Genomic DNA, 17,514 nt, shown 5'->3' with positions numbered 1-17,514 from the left:
CTTCAATCGTCGAGCGGATCGCGCGGCGTCTGGCACTGCCAGCACACCGTAAATTGCGGCTCCAGCCATTCGCCGCATTGCTTGCATCTCCAGGGCCGGGCGTTCGCGTCCGGCCCTTTTCGTGCGCGCTCCAGCAGGCGCAACGCCAGGGCTTCGTCGCGGTCGTCGGTTATCCAGATTTCCGGCGCGCACTGATCCGCCGGAATCTCGCCCATCGCGCCATTCAGATAGCGGTTGTGCAATTCGCACGGCACGCCCGCGGTCGCCAGCACGTTCACCCAGTGCTGCGCCGTGATGAGGTTCGGGGCGCGCGTGAGACGCTTCATCGAACGATCTGACTCGCTTCGTGCACCAGTTGCGCGTAGAGCGCGTGTCGCTCGGGCCGGATCTTGCCGGCTTCCACTGCCTCGAGCACCGCACAGCCCGGCTCATGCAGATGATGGCAGTTGTAGAAGCGGCACTCGCCGAGATACGGCCGGAAGTCCGCGAAGGCGCGTTCGAGCTGGCCTTCGCTCAGATGATGCAGGCCGAACTCCTGGAAGCCGGGCGAGTCGATCAGCGCGCCGCCGCCGGGCAGGCCATAGAGCCGCGTGAAGGTGGTCGTGTGGCGGCCGCTGTTGAGCGCGGAGGAGATTTCGCGCGTGGCGGCGTCGGCATCGGGCACCAGCAGGTTGACCAGCGTGGATTTGCCCATGCCGGACTGGCCGAGCAGGATGGTCGCGCGGTCCTTGAGGCGCTCGTCGAGCAGCGGATGCACGTTGCCGGGGGTGTGCTTCGCGGACAATTCGACCACCGCGTAACCGAGTTCGCGATACGGCGCGAGCCGTTCGCGCGCGAGCGGCAGCGCGGCTTCCACGTCAATCTTGTTGAGCACGATCAGCGCGTCCAGACCGTGCGCCTCCGCCGCGATCAGCGCGCGGCCGAGCAGGTCTTCGCTGAAGTGCGGTTCGGTGGCGAGCACGATCATGAGCTGATCGAGATTCGCCGCGAAGAGCTTCGACTTGAACTGATCCGAGCGATACAGCAGATTGCGCCGCTCGCCAATCTCGACGATCACGCCCTGATCCGCCGACGACTGCTCGCAGATCACATGATCGCCGACGGCCACTTCGCTTTTCTTGCCGCGCGGGAAGCATTGCAGCAGGGGACCGCCGTGATCGGGCGTCACCAGATAGTGACGGCCGTGCGCCGCGATCACCGTGCCTTCGAAGCGCGCGCCCGCGTCCGGGCGCCCGGAGCCGCGCGTCATGCGGCGTGCTGCATCAGACGGTCGATGCGTTGCGATGCGGGCGGATGGGAGTAGTAGAACGCGGTGTAGAGCGGATCGGGCGTGAGCGTCGACGCGTTGTCCTCGTAGAGCTTGACGAGCGCATTCACGAGGTCTTTCGGATCGGTCTGGCTGGCGGCGAAGGCATCGGCTTCGAACTCGTTCTTGCGCGAGGTCAGGCTGCCGAGCGGCGTGATGAAGAACATGAACACCGGCAGCACGAGCATGAACAGCACGAGCGCGAGGCCGTTGTTGCTGCCGACGAGCGACGGCCGCACGCCGAGCCCTTCATAGAACCAGACGGTCTGCACGAGCCAGCCGAGCAGCGCGAGCATGGCGAGGCTGATGCCGAACATCACGATCATCAGCTTCAGCACGTGACGGCGCTTGAAGTGGCCGAGTTCGTGCGCGAGCACGGCCTCGATCTCACTGCCGGACAGGCGCGCGAGCAGGGTATCGAAGAAGACGATGCGCTTGGCCGCGCCGAAGCCCGTGAAATACGCGTTGCCGTGCGCCGAACGGCGGCTGCCGTCCATCACGAACAGGCCCTTGGCGGCGAAGCCGGTGCGCGACATCAGGTTCGTGATGCGTGCGACGAGCGCTTCGTCCTTCAGCGGTTCGAACTTGTTGAAGAGCGGGGCGATGAAGCTCGGATAGATGATCATCGCGAGCAGCTGGAAGGCGACCCAGACCATCCAGGTCCAGAGCCACCAGTAGGCGCCGGCGCGGTCCATCAGCCAGAGCGTGAGCAGCAGCAGCGGCGCGCCGATCACGACGGCGAGCACCGTGCCCTTCACGAGATCGATGAAGAACAGCTTCTTCGACATGCGGTTGAAGCCGAACTTCTCTTCGACCACGAAGTGACGGATGTAGTCAAAGGGCAGGTCGATGAGACTCGTGATCGCGATCACGGACGCCACCAGCGCGATCTGCCCGAGATAGCCGCGGCCGAGCCAGCCGGAGATGGCGAGATCGAGCGCCTGCACGCCGCCGAGCAAGGTCAGCGCGACCAGCACGACCGCGCTCGTGACGACCTCGATCATCGTGAGGCGGGTGCGCTCGACCGTGTAATCCGCCGCGCGCTGGTGCGCCGCGAGCGGTATGGTTCCCGAGAATTGCGCCGGCACGCTCTCGCGATGCCCGGCGACGTAGCGGATCTGGCGCGACGCCAGCCAGAGCTTGGTCGCGACCATGCCGACCAGGGCGACGACGAAGAGCGTCGAGAAAGCGAGAGTGAGGTTGGCCATCCGGGAATTCCGATTGAACTATGCGAGAATTATAGGTTCTTGGCTGCGCCGGCGTTGTCACATCCTGCAAGGATTCCGATGCCGTTCCGGCGCGGCTTTCTCTCCTTCAGGCCGCTTTCATGACCGAACTTTCCGCCGCTCCAGACTCCGCGCAGCCCGCCGATGACAACACGCTCGTGCGCAGCGACATGAATCTCGTGTGGCTGGACATGGAGATGACCGGCCTCGATCCCGACAACGACAAGATTATCGAGATCGCGGTGGTCGTGACGAATTCGACGCTCGACAAGCTCGTGGAAGGGCCGGTGCTGGCCATCCATCAGTCCGACGAAACGCTCGGCCGCATGGACGAGTGGAACCGCAACACGCACGGCCGCTCGGGGCTGATCGAGCGCGTCAAGGCGTCGACCGTCGATGAAGCCGAAGCCACGCGGCAGATTCGTGAGTTCCTCGGCCAGTACGTGCCGCCGGGCAAGTCGCCGATGTGCGGCAACTCCATCTGCCAGGACCGCCGCTTCATGGCGCGCTGGATGCCCGAGCTGGAAACGTTCTTCCATTACCGCAATCTCGACGTCAGCACGCTCAAGGAACTGTGCCGCCGCTGGCAGCCGGCCATCTACAAGGGCTTCCAGAAGCGCGCGATGCACACGGCGCTCGCCGACATCCACGAGTCCATCGACGAACTCAAGTACTACCGCCAGCACTTCCTGATTCCGGCGGCGTCGGCATCCGCGTCCGCGGCCGGCACGCCGTAATCACGCCTGCGGCGCGCGCCGCGCGCTTTTCGGACGGAACGCGGTCACCACGTCGGGCCGCGTCTCGATGTACGGGCCGCCAATCAGATCGATGCAATACGGCACCGCCGCGAAAATGCCCGGCACCTTCTGCGTGCCGTCAGCGTCCTTCAAGCCTTCAAGCGTTTCGCGGATCGACTTCGGCTGGCCCGGCAGGTTGATGATCAGCGCGGCATGATCCGCCGTCTCGCGGATCACCGCGACCTGGCGCGACAGTATCGCCGTGGGCACGAAATTCAGACTGATCTGACGCATCTGTTCGCCGAAGCCGGGCATCGGCTTCGTGGCGACGGCGAGCGTGGCTTCCGGCGTGACGTCGCGCCGCGACGGGCCGGTGCCGCCCGTGGTCAGGACGAGATCGCAGCCGAGCGTATCGACGAGTTCGACGAGCGTCGCCGAGATGGTCGCTTCGTCGTCGTGGATCAGGCGGGTTTCGGCGCGAAAGAGCGTGGCAAGCGCTTCGCCGAGCCATGCTTCCAGCGACGGCAGGCCCTTGTCCTCATAGACGCCCTGCGACGCGCGGTCGCTGATCGACACCAGGCCGACGATCAGCTCGTCCGGGTGATTACGCTTCGGTGTCGTCATCACGGCCGTCCTCGTCACCTTCGCTGTCGTCTTCATCGTCGTCCACGCCCGCCGCGGTCTTGATCCACTGGAACAGCTCGCGGTAATAGCGCGGCGGTTTCTGCTGCTCGCGCTCCTTGCGTGCATTGCGGATCAGCGTGCGGCCTTCCTGCGGATCGACGCCCGGATGATTGCGGATGAATTCGGTCAAGGCGGCATCGTCGGCGAGCAGTTGCTCGCGCGTGCGCTCGATCCAGTGCAGACGCGCCGTTTCGCTCTTGTTCACGCCGCGGAAGGTGTCCAGCGCCGTGCGCAGCGCGGCGGTTTCGTCGTCGTGCAGCGAGCGCATCAGCTTGCCGACATACTGCAACTGACGGCGCTTGCCTTCGTGATCGGTGATACGGCGCGCCTCGCGCACGGCGTCGCCGAGCGCCTCGGGCATCGGCATGCGTTTCAGCGCGTCTTTCGGCAATGCAATGAGCGCCGCGCCCAGCTCCTGCAGCGCGTGCATGTCGCGCTTCAGCTGGGATTTGCTCGGACGGTCGTAGCCGTTTTCGTCGGCGTCGGGCGCGTCGTCGCGGCCGGCATCGATCGGTTGAATGCGGGTTTTACGGTTCATCCCGACATTGTAGCTTGCAGCCGTGCGGCGCCCGGCGCTCCCGCACCCTACAGCCGCGATACCTGCGGGTGAATGCGCGCGCTCCTTGCTATGATCGCGGGATACGCCAGTCCCGCTGTCCGACGTCCGCTTCAACGCGCGTCAGTCCGGGAAATCCGAAGCAACCACGACATGCGCGGGCGCGCGGCGCCCGACTTCCAAAGGCAACCAACATGGCAGCAGACATGGACGTCAAGCAACGCTATTTCCCGCATACGCAGGACGAGCTGAAGGAGATCGCCTCCGACATCCTGCGCTACGCGAAAGAGCTCGGCGCAAGCGATGCCGCCACTGAAATCTCCGAAGGCGACGGCCTGTCGGTGAGCGTGCGGCGCGGCGAAGTCGAAACCATCGAACACAACCGCGACAAGATGGTCGGCGTGACGGTGTTCATCGGCAAGAAGCGCGGCAACGCGAGCACCGCCGACTTCACCCGCGACGCGCTGCGCGACACGGTCGCCGCCGCGTACAACATCGCGCGCTTCACGGCCGAGGACAGCGCGGCGGGTCTTGCCGAAGAGGAACTGCTCGAGCAGTCGCCGCAGGATCTCGATCTCTATCATCCGTGGGACGTCGACGCCGAAGAAGCCGCCGACATCGCCCGCCGCGCCGAGGCCGCGGCCTTCGCTGTCGACAAGCGCGTCACCAATTCGGAAGGCGCGAGCGTCTCCGCGCAGCACTCGCAGTTCGTGCTCGCCACCTCGCGCGGCTTCATGGCGGGCTATCCGTACTCGCGGCACTACATCGCGTGCGCGCCCATTGCCGCAGCGGGCCGCGACATGCAGCGCGACGACTGGTACACGTCGAAGCGCGACGCCGCCAGCCTCGCCGCGCCGGAAGCGGTGGGACGCTACGCGGCGGAACGCGCGCTCGCGCGTCTCGGCGCGAAGAGCCTCGACACGCGCAAATGCCGCGTGCTGTTCGAGGCGCCGCTCGCGGCCGGCATTCTCGGCGCGTTCGTGCAGGCGGTGAGCGGCGGCGCGCTGTATCGCAAGACCACGTTCCTGGTCGACAGTCTCGGCAAGCCGGTGTTCGCGCCGCATATCCAGATCGTCGAGGATCCGCACGTGAAGGGCGGCATGGGCAGCGCGCCGTTCGACGAGGAAGGCGTGCGCACGCAGCGCCGCAACGTCGTGGACGACGGCGTCGTGCAGGGCTATTTCCTGTCGACGTACTCGGCCCGCAAGCTCGGCATGCGGACCACCGGCAACGCCGGCGGCTCGCACAACCTGAGCATGCGCAGCTCGCACACGAAGCCGGAAGACGATTTCGAGGCGATGCTCAAGAAACTCGACACGGGCCTGCTGCTGACCGAACTGATGGGGCAGGGCGTGAACTACGTGACCGGCGATTATTCGCGCGGCGCGTCGGGCTTCTGGGTGGAGAACGGCAAGATCGTGCATGCCGTCGAGGAAATCACCGTGGCGAGCACGCTGCAGGAGATGTTCCGCCACATCGAGGCGATCGGCGCGGACACCGTGGTGCGCGGCACGAAGGAGATCGGTTCGGTGCTGATCGAGCGGATGACGGTGGCCGGTCAGTAAGCTGTCCGGCTTCGACGCTGCAAAGACAAAGCCCCGGTCATGCCGGGGCTTTGTCATTTCGTCATCTTGTCATTCCGACGGCGCGATGCGCTCGTAGGTCACGAACGCAAACGCGAAGTCGTTCGGCGCCGCCGCGCGATGCGGCTCACGCGACACTTCGCGCCACAACTCGGGATCGGGCGCGGGAAAGCGGGTGTCGCCGTCGAAATCGGCGTCGATCTCAGTGACGATCAGCTTGTCCGCCCGTGCGAAGCCGTCCTGATATAACTGCGCGCCGCCGATCAGAAAGGCTTCCTGCGCCGGTTCGAGCGCGAGCGCGGCTTCCAGGTTCGTCACGACGTCGCAGCCTTCGTAACGCCGCGTGGCATCGCGCGACACCACGATGTTGCGCCGCCCGGGCAACGGCCGGCCGATCGATTCATGCGTCTTGCGGCCCATGATGATGGGCGCGCCCATCGTCGTGCGCTTGAAGAAGGCGAGGTCTTCGGGCAGGCGCCAGGGCAATTGGTTGTCGCGGCCGATCACGCCGTTGCGTGCGCGGGCGACGATCAGGGTCAGCGTCGTCATGGGAAGGTCGGAGTCGAGGCAAGCGGCGCGCGCGGTCCGCGCTGCCGGGCCTTCGATTCTAACCGACCGATCCCGTGCGGGCGTTGGACGTCAGGACGGCGGCGGTTCGTCGTCGAACGCCATGGGCGCGAGCGGCGCCGAAGGCGCGTCCGACGCCGGAGGGGCTTCGTCCCACAGCCTCACGCTGATGCCGCCGCCGCCCGGGCGGACGGCGGCGTGCAACGATTGCGGATCGTCGTCTTCCAATGGATCGCTTGAATGCGTATCGCGGGAATCGGCGCGCTGGAATGAACTATCGAGTGCCATCTTGACGACATAACCCAAGGTAACTATTCCCGGACTCGGAAGACATCTGGAAATAAAGTAATCATCGCGTCGGTAAAGGCGATTATGCGAACGATGATAGTCGTATGAGTTTTGTACGCACGTTCGGCAAATATGATGTTTTTACGCTCCGACAACTGCGCAACTTATGCGAGATGCGTGCCATCCGGGCGGATCCGTTGAGGGGTAAAGCGGGTCGGAAATATTGCGGGAAATGCCACCTGAATAACACGCGAAAACGTTTCAATGGTGAAACGTCACGTCAGAAAAACCTGAAGTCCGCGCGATTCCGGTATAAGATTTTGTCGTATCAAATTGTGCGCAAAGCTTTTAATAAATATGTGAGAAATTCTTGCCAAGCCCGTCCTGTCAGGGTTTTGTGGCGCTTTCGTTCGCCTCGGGCGATATTTGTTTTCGGGGTTTCTGGGTTATAGTAGTCTCTCAAAAACGGCACAGAATCAGACATAAAGGGTTTCGTGGAAGGGTGCAAGGGGTTCCGCGCCAAGTCCCGGGGGCGACGTATCGAACTGCAAGTCCTGCTGTAAATGCACTGGCAAACATGCGAGGACAACGAAGTCTGCGATGTAGCGCGAGCCTTGACTACGCGACCTTTTCAACGAACGTTGAACTAAGGATCTGAATAATGGACGTCGCTCGGCGGCAACTCATATACGTGACTCGCGATCCAAGCGAGACGCTGTGCGCGCGTTTCGAGGAGCGTGGCTGGCACATCGAAATCGTCGCGAGCGCGCGCGACACGCGCAAGGCGTTGCGCAATGACGTGGCAACAGGCGGTCTGCTCGATCTGTCGAGCCATTTCGAATCGCATGAACTGGCAGCGTTCGAATCGTCGCTGACCATGACCAACGTGGGCTGGGTGGCGGCGACCGTCGCGGGCCAGCTGGAAGACTCCGCCGTACGGCGCCTGATTCGCGATTATTGTTTCGATTACGTCACGCTGCCGACGTCGAACGACCGTGTCGTCGATTCCGTCGGGCATGCGTACGGCATGGTGGCGCTGCACGATGCGGCGTCCAACGACGCGCGCAGCGAAGGCCGCGCGGAAGGCGAGATGGTCGGCTCGTGCGACGCGATGCTGGCGCTGTTCCGCTCCATCCGCAAGGTCGCGATGACCGACGCGCCCGTCTTCATCTCCGGCGAATCGGGCACCGGCAAGGAACTCACTGCCGTTGCCATCCACGAACGTTCCGCGCGCCGCGACCAGCCGTTCGTCGCGATCAACTGCGGCGCGATTCCCGCGCATCTGCTGCAATCTGAGCTGTTCGGCTATGAACGCGGCGCCTTTACCGGCGCCAATCAGCGCAAGATCGGCCGGGTGGAAGCAGCCAACGGCGGCACGCTGTTCCTCGACGAAATCGGCGACCTGCCGCTCGAAAGCCAGGCGAGCCTGTTGCGCTTCCTGCAGGAACGCAAGGTCGAACGCCTGGGCGGCCACGGCTCGACGCCGGTGGACGTGCGCATCATCTCGGCGACGCACGTCGACATGCAGACGGCGATGATCGAAGGACGTTTCCGCGCCGACCTGTATCACCGGCTGTGCGTGCTGCAGATCGACGAGCCGCCGCTCAGGGCGCGCGGCAAGGACATCGAACTGCTGGCGAAGCACATGCTCGACCGCTTCAAGAAGGACGCGAGCCGTCGTCTGCGCGGCTTCTCGCCGGACGCCATCGCGGCGATCCACAACTACGGCTGGCCGGGCAACGTGCGCGAGCTGATCAATCGCGTGCGGCGGGCCATCGTGATGTCGGAAGGGCGCCAGATCACCGCGCGCGATCTCGAACTCGGCGAATACGTGGAAGTCGCGCCGGTGTCGCTGGCGCAGGCGCGCGAGGCGGCCGAGCGCCAGGCGATCGAACTCGCGCTGCTGCGGCATCGCGGGCGTCTCGGCGATGCGGCGCATGAACTGGGCATTTCGCGCGTGACGCTGTATCGCTTGTTGAGCGCGCACGGCATGCGTCATATCGAAGTCGACGTGCCTCCGGAGCACGCGACACGCGGCTGAATGCCGCCGCCGAATCCCTCGAACGGGCGCCACGGCGCCCGTTTTGCATTGCCGCGTCGGCGGCATGGCATCGCGAGCGTGGTGTCTGCGCGCTTGGTAGAATCGCTCTTTCCGCCTTCCGTTCGCGAGGGCGCGCGGCATTCCCAAGGAACATCGAATGAAACAGTATCTCGAGCTCGTCCAGACGATCCTCGATACCGGCACGTGGCAGGAAAACCGCACGGGCATTCGCACGATCAGCATCCCCGGCGCCATGCTGCGCTACGACCTGCAACAAGGCTTTCCCGCCGTCACCACCAAGAAGCTCGCGTTCAAGTCGGCGATCGGCGAGCTGGTCGGTTTCCTGCGCGCGTCGAAGAGCGCGGCGGATTTCCGCGCGCTCGGCTGCAAGGTGTGGGACGCCAACGCCAACGACAATCCGCAGTGGCTCGAGAATCCCTATCGTCAGGGCCCGGACGATCTCGGCGATGTCTACGGCGTGCAGTGGCGCAAGTGGCCCGCCTACAAGCTGGTCGATGCGCGTTCCGGCGACCAGATTGCCGATGCCACCAACCGCGGCTATCAGCTCGTCACGAGCTTCAGCGAGAACGGGCGCGAACAGGTGCTGCTGTACAAGGCAATCGATCAGCTGCGCCAGTGTCTCGACACGATCATCGAGCGTCCGACCGACCGGCGCATCCTGTTTCACGCATGGAACCCCGCCAAGCTCGACGAAATCGCGCTGCCCGCGTGCCACCTGCTGTACCAGTTCATTCCCAACGCGACCACGCGCGAGATTTCGCTGTGCCTGTATATCCGCAGCAATGATGTCGGCCTCGGCACACCGTTCAATCTGACCGAGGGCGCGGCGCTGCTGCATCTGGTCGGCCGGCTGACGGGATACACGCCGCGCTGGTTCAGCTATTTCATCGGCGATGCGCACATCTATGAAAACCAGCTCGACATGCTGCAGGAGCAATTGAAGCGCGAGCCGTATCCGTCGCCGCAGCTGATCATTTCGGACCGTGTGCCGGACTACGCGGTCACGAAGCGCTACGAGCCCGAATGGCTGGAGAAGATCGAGCCGACGGACTTCGCGCTCGAAGGCTATCGGCACCACGAGCCGCTCACCGCGCCGATGGCGGTGTAAGCGGCTGTTTCAAGCGGTCCGAGGTTCGGAAAACGCGCGGCTTCGGCCGCGCGTTTTTCATTTCAGATGACGCTCAGCTTCGATGATGATCGTTGCCGCCGCCGTGTTGAGGCTGCTGGGCTTGCTGCGGTTGTGGCTGCGATTGCGGATGGGGCTGCTGTTGCGCTTGCGGCGGTTCGCGATGCGGTTGCTGCATCTGTGGCGGTGCCTGGCGCACCTCCTGATGCATCGGTTGACGCTGGGGCGCGGGATGGAACTCCGGCGGCCGTTGGACTTGCTGCTGCGGCATCGGCGTCGGCGTCGGCGCGTGCGGCTGCTCGACGTGAGTCGGGTGATAAGGCTGTGGTTGCGGCTGTGGCTGTGGCGCGTGCTGAGCAATGGGTGCTTGCGGCTGCGTCGGCGCGTGCTGGGCGAACCCCGCTTGCGGCGCCTGCGGCTGCGCCTGAGTCGGCGGGTGTTGAGCAAAGCTCGCTTGCGGTTGCATCGGCGTTTGAGGTGCGCCGCGATAGACCTGCGGCGCATGCGGCGCAGGCGCTTGTGCTTGTGCCTGCTGTGGCGCCGGCGCATGAGGCGCGTTGATGAACGGATGTCCTGATGCGGCATCGCCGTGTGATCCGTGCGATGGGCCGCCGAATTGTGCCTGTTGCGGCGGATGCGGCACGCCATTGCCGTGCTGCTGAACCGGCTGTCCGACGCCCGGTGCAGCAGCGAATCCTGGCCGCTGCGGCGCGCCGGGCGGCGGCGACTTCGGTGCATTCGGCCCATGCGCTGCGTTCGACCCATTCGGTGCATGCGCCGCATTGAATGCAGCCCCATCGGCGATCACTTGTCGAGCCGGACCATGTGTCGCGACGAGATGTACCGGTTCATTACGCGGCACGACGGCCCGCGCATCGCCATGCTGCGGAAAACGGCCCTGAAACGCGGGCGGCGCAACCGGCGCGCGTGTCGCCACGACGGGACGCGTGTAACCGCCCTGCGGCGGCCGATAGTCCGCACGCCGCGCGCCCGGCGCGAAGCTGTCGCGGGTCGGCGCGATGCCCGGCGTGCCCGCGAAGAAATGCGGATTGCGCAGACGCGACGGATCGATAGCATACGGCTGGCGTCCGACCGGCTGGCCACGCACGAACAGGTTCGCCGGCGCGGCGGTGAGTCCGCGTCGCTCGCGATAATTGATGTACGTGTTGTTGATGTGAACCGAGCGATCGACATACACATGCCGGTTCACCCGCTCGTAGTAGCGCGGGCTCCACCCGTCGCGATGCGGATGCCACGGCTCGCCCGGCCCGAGCGGGAACCACGCGAGCCCCGCGGCCGCGACGCCGCCCACGGCAAGCGCGACGTTCCAGTCGACGCCGCCGTCGCCATCGCCGACGAAGCCGACCAGCGCCGGCGCATAGGCCGGCGGCGCGGCGACGGCATCCGGACCCGGCACCCACGCCCACTGCGACCCGACAAATGCCCAGCGGCCATAGTGATAGGGCGCGAAGCCCCACGGTGCATCGTCGATCCAGGTCCAGCCCCACGGGTCCTGCCATGCCCAGTGTCCCTGCCGATACGGCGCCCAGTCGGCGGACACGGCATTCGGCACCCACACCGGCCCATACGACGGATCGGTGCGCCAGGTGCCGTTGGCATCGAGATCCTGATAGCCGGGCATGTCGCGCGACACGTAGCGCGCCGAGACCGAGCGATCCTCGGCGGCATCGCGGCTCGCGGCCCATTGATCGAAAGCATCGGGCGCGGGCGCCGCGTTCGCCGCCGTCTGCGTGAGATTCGTCCCTTCGAACGTGATCTGCTGGCCGCCGCCGAGCTGCACCGCACCGCCGTCGCCGTACACGGTCACGCCGCCGCTGCGCACCGTGACGGTGGTGGCGCGGCCATCGGGCGCGACGTCCACGCGCAGGTCGCCGGGCGTCGTCACGGTCAGCGCGATGTTGGGCGTGTCGATCTCATAGTTCGAGCCGGGCGGCACTTCGCGCACGCGCGTCGACAGCGTGCCCTGCGCGATCTTGAGCTGTGCGGTGTTGTCGTCGAGCGCGAGCACCGTCAACGCGGTGGACGATCCCAGCCGTACCGCCGTCGAGCCGACATGCAGCTCCGAGCGTGCGTTTTCGTCGTTCCAGAGCTGATCGCCGGTCGTGAGCGGGCGGTTGATCTGCGCGTAGGACCAGTCGGAGGCGCCGGCGGGTTCGGTCGTCACGGTGCCGGCCATGTAGTTGAGCCGCGCGATGCGTCCGGGCGGATCGCCGGAGTCGTTCTGCGGCGCGGCGGCCATCGAGGGCGTCTGTGCGAACGCGCCCGTCCCCGCCTGCGACAACAGCGCGCACACGGCAAGTGTCGCGGCCGCCATGGTCCTGGTCTTCATTGTTTTCTCCGCCAGCCGCGCCGTGCGCCATGCGGGCGCCTTCCGTGCGCGCGGCCTGTCGGATCAATGTATCGCCCGGCCGTGTATCCGTACGATGCGGTTTGTAACGGCGCACAGGCGCGCGTAACAAAGCTTATCGGCGGGAGAGGAAGTCTTCGAAGTGACGTTGGCCGGACGGCGTCACGCGCAGCACGCGACGCTTCGCCGTCGGTTCGATCCAGCCGCGCGTCTCGCAGGCGGTCAGGAACGCCGCGCCGAGCGCGCCGCCGAGATGCGGCCGCCGCTCGCTCCAGTCGATGCAGGTACACGCAAAGCGTCTCCTGCGCGCCCGCTGCGCCGTCAGGTCGATGCCGAGCGCCGCGAACGCCTCGGCTCCGTCAGGCGTCGCCTCGAGGGCGGTGGGGCCCGGAGCCTCGGTCGGGCCGGCCACAGCGGCAAGCCAGTGGCGCGCGAGCATGCCGTCGAACAACTGCACGGCCAGTTCTCCCGCCAGATGGTCGTAGCAGGTGCGCGCGTAGCGCATCTCGAGCGGCACGGCGGAGGGAGGCCGTTCGGGCGTGCGCTGCGGCGCGCTGGCCCGCGCCAGATTGGCGAGCGCCTCGATGGCCGCGGCGATGTCGGGCGTCGCGATCCGGTAGTAGCGATGCCGCCCGCTCACTTCGAGCGCCAGCAGCCCGCCTTCGGTAAGGCGCGCGAGATGCCCGCTGGCCGCCGAGGGCGACAGGCCCGCGATCATCGTCAGTTCGCCCGCGGGACGCGCGGTGCCGTCCATCAGCGACCAGAGCATCGCGGCGCGGCCCGGATCGGCGAGCAGCGCGCCGATGCGCGACAGCCCCGGAAAATGGCGTGTGCGCGCGTCGGTGACATCGAGTGCGGTATTCATGGCGTGGATTCGAAACCGTTGACCGGACCGGTTCACTCTAGCGCGACTTCGCAACCGATGTTTCACTGCATCCCGAAATGTCGTTGCATGCGTGCGGCGCTAGAATGACCGCTGGCATTTCAAAGCAGGAGATTTCCCATGACCAGACTGATTCTCGCGAGCCTCCTCGGCTTCGCGATATTGTGCGCGGGCTGTGCGGGCGGCCCGTCGTCATCGGCGGGCGGAGGCGGCAGCATCACGATGTACGGCACCGTCGACCAGGGCATCACCGTCCACGACTAGCCGCATTTTCGCTTCGTATAATCGGCGTCACACGCTTCCAACGATGACGCCCATGAACACGCCCGCCGTAACGCCCATCCCCGCTGCCCCGAAAAGCCGCGCCGAAACCACTTTCCGCTTTCTTGCCGAGCCGACTTCCGTGAATTTCGGCGGCAAGGTGCACGGCGGCGCGCTGATGAAATGGATCGACGAAACCGCCTATGCCTGCGCGGCCATGTGGTCGGGACGTTACGCGGTGACGGTGAGCGTCGGCAATATCCGCTTCCGGCGGCCCATCCTGGTCGGCAATCTGGTGGAACTGCGGGCGCGCGTGGTCGCGACGGGGCGCACCAGCATGCACATCCATATCTCCGTGCACGCGGGCGATCCGAAAGTCGGCGAGTTGCAGCAGACCACCGATTGCCTGATGGTGTTCGTCGCCGTCGACGAAAAAGGCAGCCCGACGCCCGTGCCTCCATTCGTGCCGGAAACCGACGAGGAACAGCGCCTCGCCCGCTATGCGATGGACGTGAAGGACGCGCTCGATGCGATCGTCGAGCTGAAGCCGGAGGAAGTCGCGGCGGGCAAGGTCTGAACCCGCCGCATGGCCGGAACGACGCGCGTTATGGCTCGCCGACCATGTCGCCCGGCTTGACCCATTCGTCGAACTGCTGCTCGGTCACAAAGCCGAGCGCGAGCGCGGACGCTTTCAGCGTCGTGCCTTCCTTGTGCGCCTTCTTCGCAATCTTCGCGGCCTTGTCGTAGCCGATATGCGGATTCAGCGCCGTCACCAGCATCAGCGATTCGTTGAGCAGGCTGTCGATGCGCTTCTCATTCGGCTCGATGCCCACTGCGCAGTTGTCGTTGAAGCTGTGCGCGCCGTCGGCAAGCAGGCGGATGGACTGCAGCACGTTGTGCGCGATCATCGGCCGGAACACGTTCAGTTCGAAGTTGCCGCTCGCGCCGCCGAAATTCACTGCGACGTCATTGCCGAAGACCTGACAGCACAGCATGGTCACGGCTTCGGACTGGGTCGGGTTGACCTTGCCCGGCATGATCGAACTGCCCGGCTCGTTCTCGGGAATCGACAGTTCGCCCAGCCCGCAGCGCGGGCCGCTCGCGAGCCAGCGCACGTCGTTGGCGATCTTCATCAGGCTCGCCGCGACGGTCTTCAGCGCGCCATGGGCGGCGACGAGCGCATCGGCGGCGGCCATGACCTCGAACTTGTTCGGCGCGGTCTCGAAGGGCAGGCCGGTGAGCTTGCCGATCGCCGCCGCCACCTTGCCCGCGAACTGCGGATGCGCGTTCAGCCCCGTGCCGACCGCCGTGCCGCCCTGCGCCAGCTGGTACAGGTGCGGCAAAGTCGCCTCGACGTGGCGGATGCCCTGGTCGAGCTGCGCGACATAGCCTGAGAACTCCTGGCCGAGCGTGAGCGGCGTCGCGTCCTGCAAGTGCGTGCGGCCGATCTTCACGATCTTCGCGAACGCCTTCGATTTCTCGTCGAGCGTGTTGCGCAGCGTCTTGAGCGCCGGCACCAGATGCTTGACGATGCCGTAAGCGGCGGCGACATGCATCGCGGTCGGGAAGACGTCGTTGGACGACTGGCCGCGGTTGACATCGTCGTTCGGATGCACGAGACGCTCTTCACCGCGCGCACCGCCGAGAATCTCGCTCGCGCGGTTCGCGATGACCTCGTTGAGGTTCATGTTGGTCTGCGTGCCCGAGCCGGTCTGCCACACGGCGAGCGGAAATTCGTCGGGATGCCTGCCGTCGATGATTTCCTGCGCAGCCTGCATGATCGCCTTCGCCTTTTTCGAGTCGAGCTGCTTCAGCTCGTCGTTCACCTCGGCGGCGGCGTGCTTGATGACGGCGAGCGCCGTGATCAGCTCGGGCGACTGCTTTTCCGTCGAAATCTTGAAGTTCTGCAACGAGCGCTGCGTCTGCGCGCCCCAGAGTTTGGCGTTCGGCACGGCGATCTCGCCGAACGTGTCCTTCTCCATCCGTACGTCGCCTTGCGCGTTCTGTGTCATGGCTCGAAAGTCCTTACGAAGTTGGATCAAAGCTGCTTGTCGACGGGCAACAGCATAAACAGGCCTGTCATCGCATTGCGATATAACCCTGCTTCGGGATCGAAATTCCAGGTGACGAGGCTGCCGTCCTGCTCGGCGGTCCACATGAGCCCTGATTGCGGGGCTCCCGTGCGCCGCAGCTCCTCGGTGACGGCCGCGCTGGCGAGCTGGACCCGCCAGCTGACTTTCGGATCGGTGCCGTGGTCGAACAGCTGGGCGGCCTGGCTGGCGATGGACGCGTCGTGGATCACGAGCGCGAGTTCGGTGTTCAGTTTCGCCGAGCGCGGATCGAGATTCATGGAGCCGATCACGAGGATACTCCGATCGATCACATAGGCCTTGGCATGCAGGCTGGCGCGCGACTGCGAGCCGAACAGACCCGCGCGCGGACTGCCTTCGCCCGCCACCTGCAGCGGCTTGAATTCGTACAGTTCCACGCCGTGCTGCAACAGCGGAATCCGATACGGCGCGTAGCCTGCCTGCACCGCGACGGCATCGGTTGCGGCAAGCGAATTGGTCAGCACCGCGACGCGCACGCGGCGCTTCGTCACCTCGGAGAGGATGTTCACGCCGGCGTCGTGCGGCACGAAGTAGGGCGAAATGATCAGGAACTCGCGCTGCGCTTCTTTGAGCAGTTCCGCGAGGCGGTTCATCGGCGGACTCTGGTAGTCGTCGCTCGGATGCTCGATCTTCGACGGCGAATCCACCCAGAATTCCGTCGGCGCCCACACCAGGCCCATTTCCCCGCGCGCGATCTGCCGGGCCAGCGGCGTCGCGTTGAGGGGCTTGGCGTTCAGCGGGTCCGCCTGGGCGCGCCAGTGCGCGCGCAGGTCGTCGCGGGTCTTGTCGAGCTCGGCGGGGTCGAACTTCTGCTTGTTCAGCGCGCGCAGCGGGTAGGAGAGCGGGCTGTTCCAGTAGTCGTCGAAGCTCGCGGAGATCTTCTGCGTGACCGGACCGGCGGCGAACACGTCCAGGTCGCGGAATTGCAGCGTCGGGCTCGCGCTGAAGTATTCGTCGCCGAGATTGCGGCCGCCGACGATCGCGATCTGGTTGTCCGCGATCATCGCCTTGTTGTGCATCCGGCGCGTGAAGTGATTCAGGTTCGTGAAGAAATTCTGTGTGCGCTCGGCAAAGCTGCGCTGCGCGCTGCCGTACGGGTTGAAGACACGGATCTCGATCTTGTCGTGCGAATTGAGCGCCGCCATGATCCGGTCGATGTCCTTGAAATTCAGGTCGTCGACCAGCATGCGCACGCGCACGCCGCGATCCGCCGCATACAGCGCCGCGCCCAGCAGCAGCTTGCCGGTGTTGTCTTCCTCGGCAATGTAGTACTGCATGTCCAGCGTCTTCGTCGCCGCGCGGGCGAGCGCGATGCGGGCCTGGAGCGCGTCGGTGCCGGTCGGCAGCAGGCGCACCGCGGATTGCTCCGGATGCTGTCGTTCGAGCGGCGTCAGCGCGGTTTCGAGCGGCGTCGCGGTGTCGGGCGGGAGCGCCTGGCTTGCCGGACGGTCGAACGCCGTCGCGGGCGGGCGCGTGGCGCAGGCGGCGAGCAGCGTCGCGGCCAGCAGCGCCGTGGCCAGTCCGCGCACGCCTGACATGATTCCTCGCGGCGCAACGCGCCGATCCTTTCGCACGCCCGGCGCGCCACGCCGTGCTGCTCGCTGCATTCCCCGGCTTTCCGACACTTCGATTCCTCGTTCTCGTTGTTTCGACTGGTCCGTCGCTTGCGTTCTGGTGTACGTGGCGGACGAAGCGTCATAGCAAGAAGCGTTCTCCCGCCACGTCATCGAAACAATTCTAAGGGGAATCGTGAGGC

17 protein-coding genes are annotated in these 17,514 nt (G+C 65.6%); 6 read left to right on the top strand and 11 right to left on the bottom strand.

What is annotated here, in order from left to right; all coding sequences use genetic code 11:
* Positions 1-2 precede the first annotated feature (2 nt).
* From QCE69_RS10115 to QCE69_RS10105, 3 genes are read right to left on the bottom strand one after another with little or no spacing between them, the layout of a single operon-like run.
* Positions 3-326 (bottom strand): DUF2007 domain-containing protein, encoded by a 324-nt coding sequence (locus tag QCE69_RS10115; protein WP_309917533.1) that lies wholly within the window; start codon positions 324-326, stop codon positions 3-5.
* Positions 323-1,249, bottom strand: a complete 927-nt coding sequence (gene rsgA / locus QCE69_RS10110) for a ribosome small subunit-dependent GTPase A (protein ID WP_309917530.1) — start codon at positions 1,247-1,249, stop codon at positions 323-325. The genes QCE69_RS10115 and rsgA overlap by 4 nt, the downstream gene beginning before the upstream one ends.
* Positions 1,246-2,514 carry a M48 family metallopeptidase gene (locus QCE69_RS10105; protein WP_309809247.1) on the bottom strand — a complete coding sequence of 423 codons (1,269 nt, stop codon included), beginning with the start codon at positions 2,512-2,514 and terminating at the stop codon, positions 1,246-1,248. The genes rsgA and QCE69_RS10105 overlap by 4 nt, the downstream gene beginning before the upstream one ends.
* Positions 2,515-2,633: 119 nt before the next feature.
* On the opposite strand from QCE69_RS10105, the gene orn reads away from it, so the two are divergent.
* Positions 2,634-3,269 (top strand): oligoribonuclease, encoded by a 636-nt coding sequence (orn, locus tag QCE69_RS10100; RefSeq protein WP_309809245.1) that lies wholly within the window; start codon positions 2,634-2,636, stop codon positions 3,267-3,269.
* Here the strand turns inward: orn and mog are convergent, their stop codons facing one another.
* The gene (mog, locus tag QCE69_RS10095) at positions 3,270-3,893 is read right to left on the bottom strand and encodes a molybdopterin adenylyltransferase (protein ID WP_309930518.1); all 624 of its coding nucleotides are present in this window, start codon (positions 3,891-3,893) and stop codon (positions 3,270-3,272) included.
* Positions 3,874-4,491: a ribosome biogenesis factor YjgA gene (gene yjgA, locus QCE69_RS10090; RefSeq protein WP_309930516.1), complete on the bottom strand. Its 618-nt coding sequence runs from the start codon at positions 4,489-4,491 to the stop codon at positions 3,874-3,876. Before yjgA ends, mog begins: the two co-directional genes overlap by 20 nt.
* Before the next feature lie 212 nt (positions 4,492-4,703).
* On the opposite strand from yjgA, the gene pmbA reads away from it, so the two are divergent.
* Complete coding sequence (pmbA, locus tag QCE69_RS10085; protein WP_309917522.1) at positions 4,704-6,074, top strand: metalloprotease PmbA; 1,371 nt, start codon at positions 4,704-4,706, stop codon at positions 6,072-6,074.
* Positions 6,075-6,143: 69 nt separating this feature from the next.
* Here the strand turns inward: pmbA and QCE69_RS10080 are convergent, their stop codons facing one another.
* Both QCE69_RS10080 and QCE69_RS10075 read right to left on the bottom strand, forming a co-directional pair.
* Positions 6,144-6,641, bottom strand: a complete 498-nt coding sequence (locus tag QCE69_RS10080; RefSeq protein ID WP_309917518.1) for a dihydrofolate reductase — start codon at positions 6,639-6,641, stop codon at positions 6,144-6,146.
* Positions 6,642-6,731: 90 nt separating this feature from the next.
* A complete protein-coding gene (locus QCE69_RS10075) occupies positions 6,732-6,965 on the bottom strand; it encodes a hypothetical protein (protein WP_309930514.1) in 234 nt (77 codons plus the stop codon).
* A gap of 643 nt (positions 6,966-7,608) precedes the next feature.
* On the opposite strand from QCE69_RS10075, the gene QCE69_RS10070 reads away from it, so the two are divergent.
* Entirely contained in the window at positions 7,609-8,988 is a 1,380-nt protein-coding gene (locus QCE69_RS10070; RefSeq protein ID WP_309917512.1) for a sigma-54 dependent transcriptional regulator, read from the top strand.
* Positions 8,989-9,145: 157 nt separating this feature from the next.
* The gene (locus QCE69_RS10065; RefSeq protein ID WP_309809228.1) at positions 9,146-10,117 is read left to right on the top strand and encodes a thymidylate synthase; all 972 of its coding nucleotides are present in this window, start codon (positions 9,146-9,148) and stop codon (positions 10,115-10,117) included.
* A gap of 73 nt (positions 10,118-10,190) precedes the next feature.
* On the opposite strand, the gene QCE69_RS10060 is transcribed toward QCE69_RS10065, so the two are convergent.
* Both QCE69_RS10060 and QCE69_RS10055 read right to left on the bottom strand, forming a co-directional pair.
* Positions 10,191-12,485, bottom strand: a complete 2,295-nt coding sequence (locus QCE69_RS10060) for a DUF6600 domain-containing protein (protein ID WP_309930513.1) — start codon at positions 12,483-12,485, stop codon at positions 10,191-10,193.
* Between the two features lie 133 nt (positions 12,486-12,618).
* Entirely contained in the window at positions 12,619-13,368 is a 750-nt protein-coding gene (locus QCE69_RS10055; protein WP_309930512.1) for a helix-turn-helix transcriptional regulator, read from the bottom strand.
* Positions 13,369-13,506: 138 nt separating this feature from the next.
* On the opposite strand from QCE69_RS10055, the gene QCE69_RS10050 reads away from it, so the two are divergent.
* Positions 13,507-13,650, top strand: a complete 144-nt coding sequence (locus QCE69_RS10050; protein ID WP_309917507.1) for a hypothetical protein — start codon at positions 13,507-13,509, stop codon at positions 13,648-13,650.
* A gap of 52 nt (positions 13,651-13,702) precedes the next feature.
* The gene (locus QCE69_RS10045) at positions 13,703-14,224 is read left to right on the top strand and encodes an acyl-CoA thioesterase (protein ID WP_309917505.1); all 522 of its coding nucleotides are present in this window, start codon (positions 13,703-13,705) and stop codon (positions 14,222-14,224) included.
* A 28-nt stretch (positions 14,225-14,252) separates the two neighbouring features.
* On the opposite strand, the gene fumC is transcribed toward QCE69_RS10045, so the two are convergent.
* Both fumC and QCE69_RS10035 read right to left on the bottom strand, forming a co-directional pair.
* The gene (gene fumC / locus QCE69_RS10040; protein WP_309917502.1) at positions 14,253-15,659 is read right to left on the bottom strand and encodes a class II fumarate hydratase; all 1,407 of its coding nucleotides are present in this window, start codon (positions 15,657-15,659) and stop codon (positions 14,253-14,255) included.
* Positions 15,660-15,685: 26 nt separating this feature from the next.
* Positions 15,686-17,365, bottom strand: coding sequence for a phospholipase D family protein (locus QCE69_RS10035; protein ID WP_404987312.1), 1,680 nt, complete (start codon positions 17,363-17,365; stop codon positions 15,686-15,688).
* Positions 17,366-17,514: the final 149 nt, after the last annotated feature.

It is taken from the genome of Caballeronia sp. LZ032, from assembly GCF_031451315.1.
In the GTDB taxonomy this organism is placed as follows: domain Bacteria; phylum Pseudomonadota; class Gammaproteobacteria; order Burkholderiales; family Burkholderiaceae; genus Caballeronia.
The sequence above is the reverse complement of the archived record's forward strand: the minus strand, read 5'-3'. Positions and strand labels throughout refer to the sequence as shown.

Excerpts from the sequence above, each read along its gene's own strand:
- QCE69_RS10115 (WP_309917533.1), bottom strand. The coding sequence starts at position 326 with ATGAAGCGTCTCACGCGCGCCCCGAACCTCATCACGGCGCAGCACTGG.
- QCE69_RS10105 (WP_309809247.1), bottom strand. The coding sequence starts at position 2,514 with ATGGCCAACCTCACTCTCGCTTTCTCGACGCTCTTCGTCGTCGCCCTG.
- QCE69_RS10080 (WP_309917518.1), bottom strand. The coding sequence starts at position 6,641 with ATGACGACGCTGACCCTGATCGTCGCCCGCGCACGCAACGGCGTGATC.
- pmbA (WP_309917522.1), top strand. The coding sequence starts at position 4,704 with ATGGCAGCAGACATGGACGTCAAGCAACGCTATTTCCCGCATACGCAG.
- QCE69_RS10055 (WP_309930512.1), bottom strand. The coding sequence starts at position 13,368 with ATGAATACCGCACTCGATGTCACCGACGCGCGCACACGCCATTTTCCG.
- rsgA (WP_309917530.1), bottom strand. The coding sequence starts at position 1,249 with ATGACGCGCGGCTCCGGGCGCCCGGACGCGGGCGCGCGCTTCGAAGGC.
- QCE69_RS10050 (WP_309917507.1), top strand. The coding sequence starts at position 13,507 with ATGACCAGACTGATTCTCGCGAGCCTCCTCGGCTTCGCGATATTGTGC.
- QCE69_RS10060 (WP_309930513.1), bottom strand. The coding sequence starts at position 12,485 with ATGAAGACCAGGACCATGGCGGCCGCGACACTTGCCGTGTGCGCGCTG.
- mog (WP_309930518.1), bottom strand. The coding sequence starts at position 3,893 with ATGACGACACCGAAGCGTAATCACCCGGACGAGCTGATCGTCGGCCTG.
- QCE69_RS10045 (WP_309917505.1), top strand. The coding sequence starts at position 13,703 with ATGAACACGCCCGCCGTAACGCCCATCCCCGCTGCCCCGAAAAGCCGC.
- QCE69_RS10035 (WP_404987312.1), bottom strand. The coding sequence starts at position 17,365 with ATGCAGCGAGCAGCACGGCGTGGCGCGCCGGGCGTGCGAAAGGATCGG.
- yjgA (WP_309930516.1), bottom strand. The coding sequence starts at position 4,491 with ATGAACCGTAAAACCCGCATTCAACCGATCGATGCCGGCCGCGACGAC.
- QCE69_RS10070 (WP_309917512.1), top strand. The coding sequence starts at position 7,609 with ATGGACGTCGCTCGGCGGCAACTCATATACGTGACTCGCGATCCAAGC.
- orn (WP_309809245.1), top strand. The coding sequence starts at position 2,634 with ATGACCGAACTTTCCGCCGCTCCAGACTCCGCGCAGCCCGCCGATGAC.
- QCE69_RS10065 (WP_309809228.1), top strand. The coding sequence starts at position 9,146 with ATGAAACAGTATCTCGAGCTCGTCCAGACGATCCTCGATACCGGCACG.
- fumC (WP_309917502.1), bottom strand. The coding sequence starts at position 15,659 with ATGACACAGAACGCGCAAGGCGACGTACGGATGGAGAAGGACACGTTC.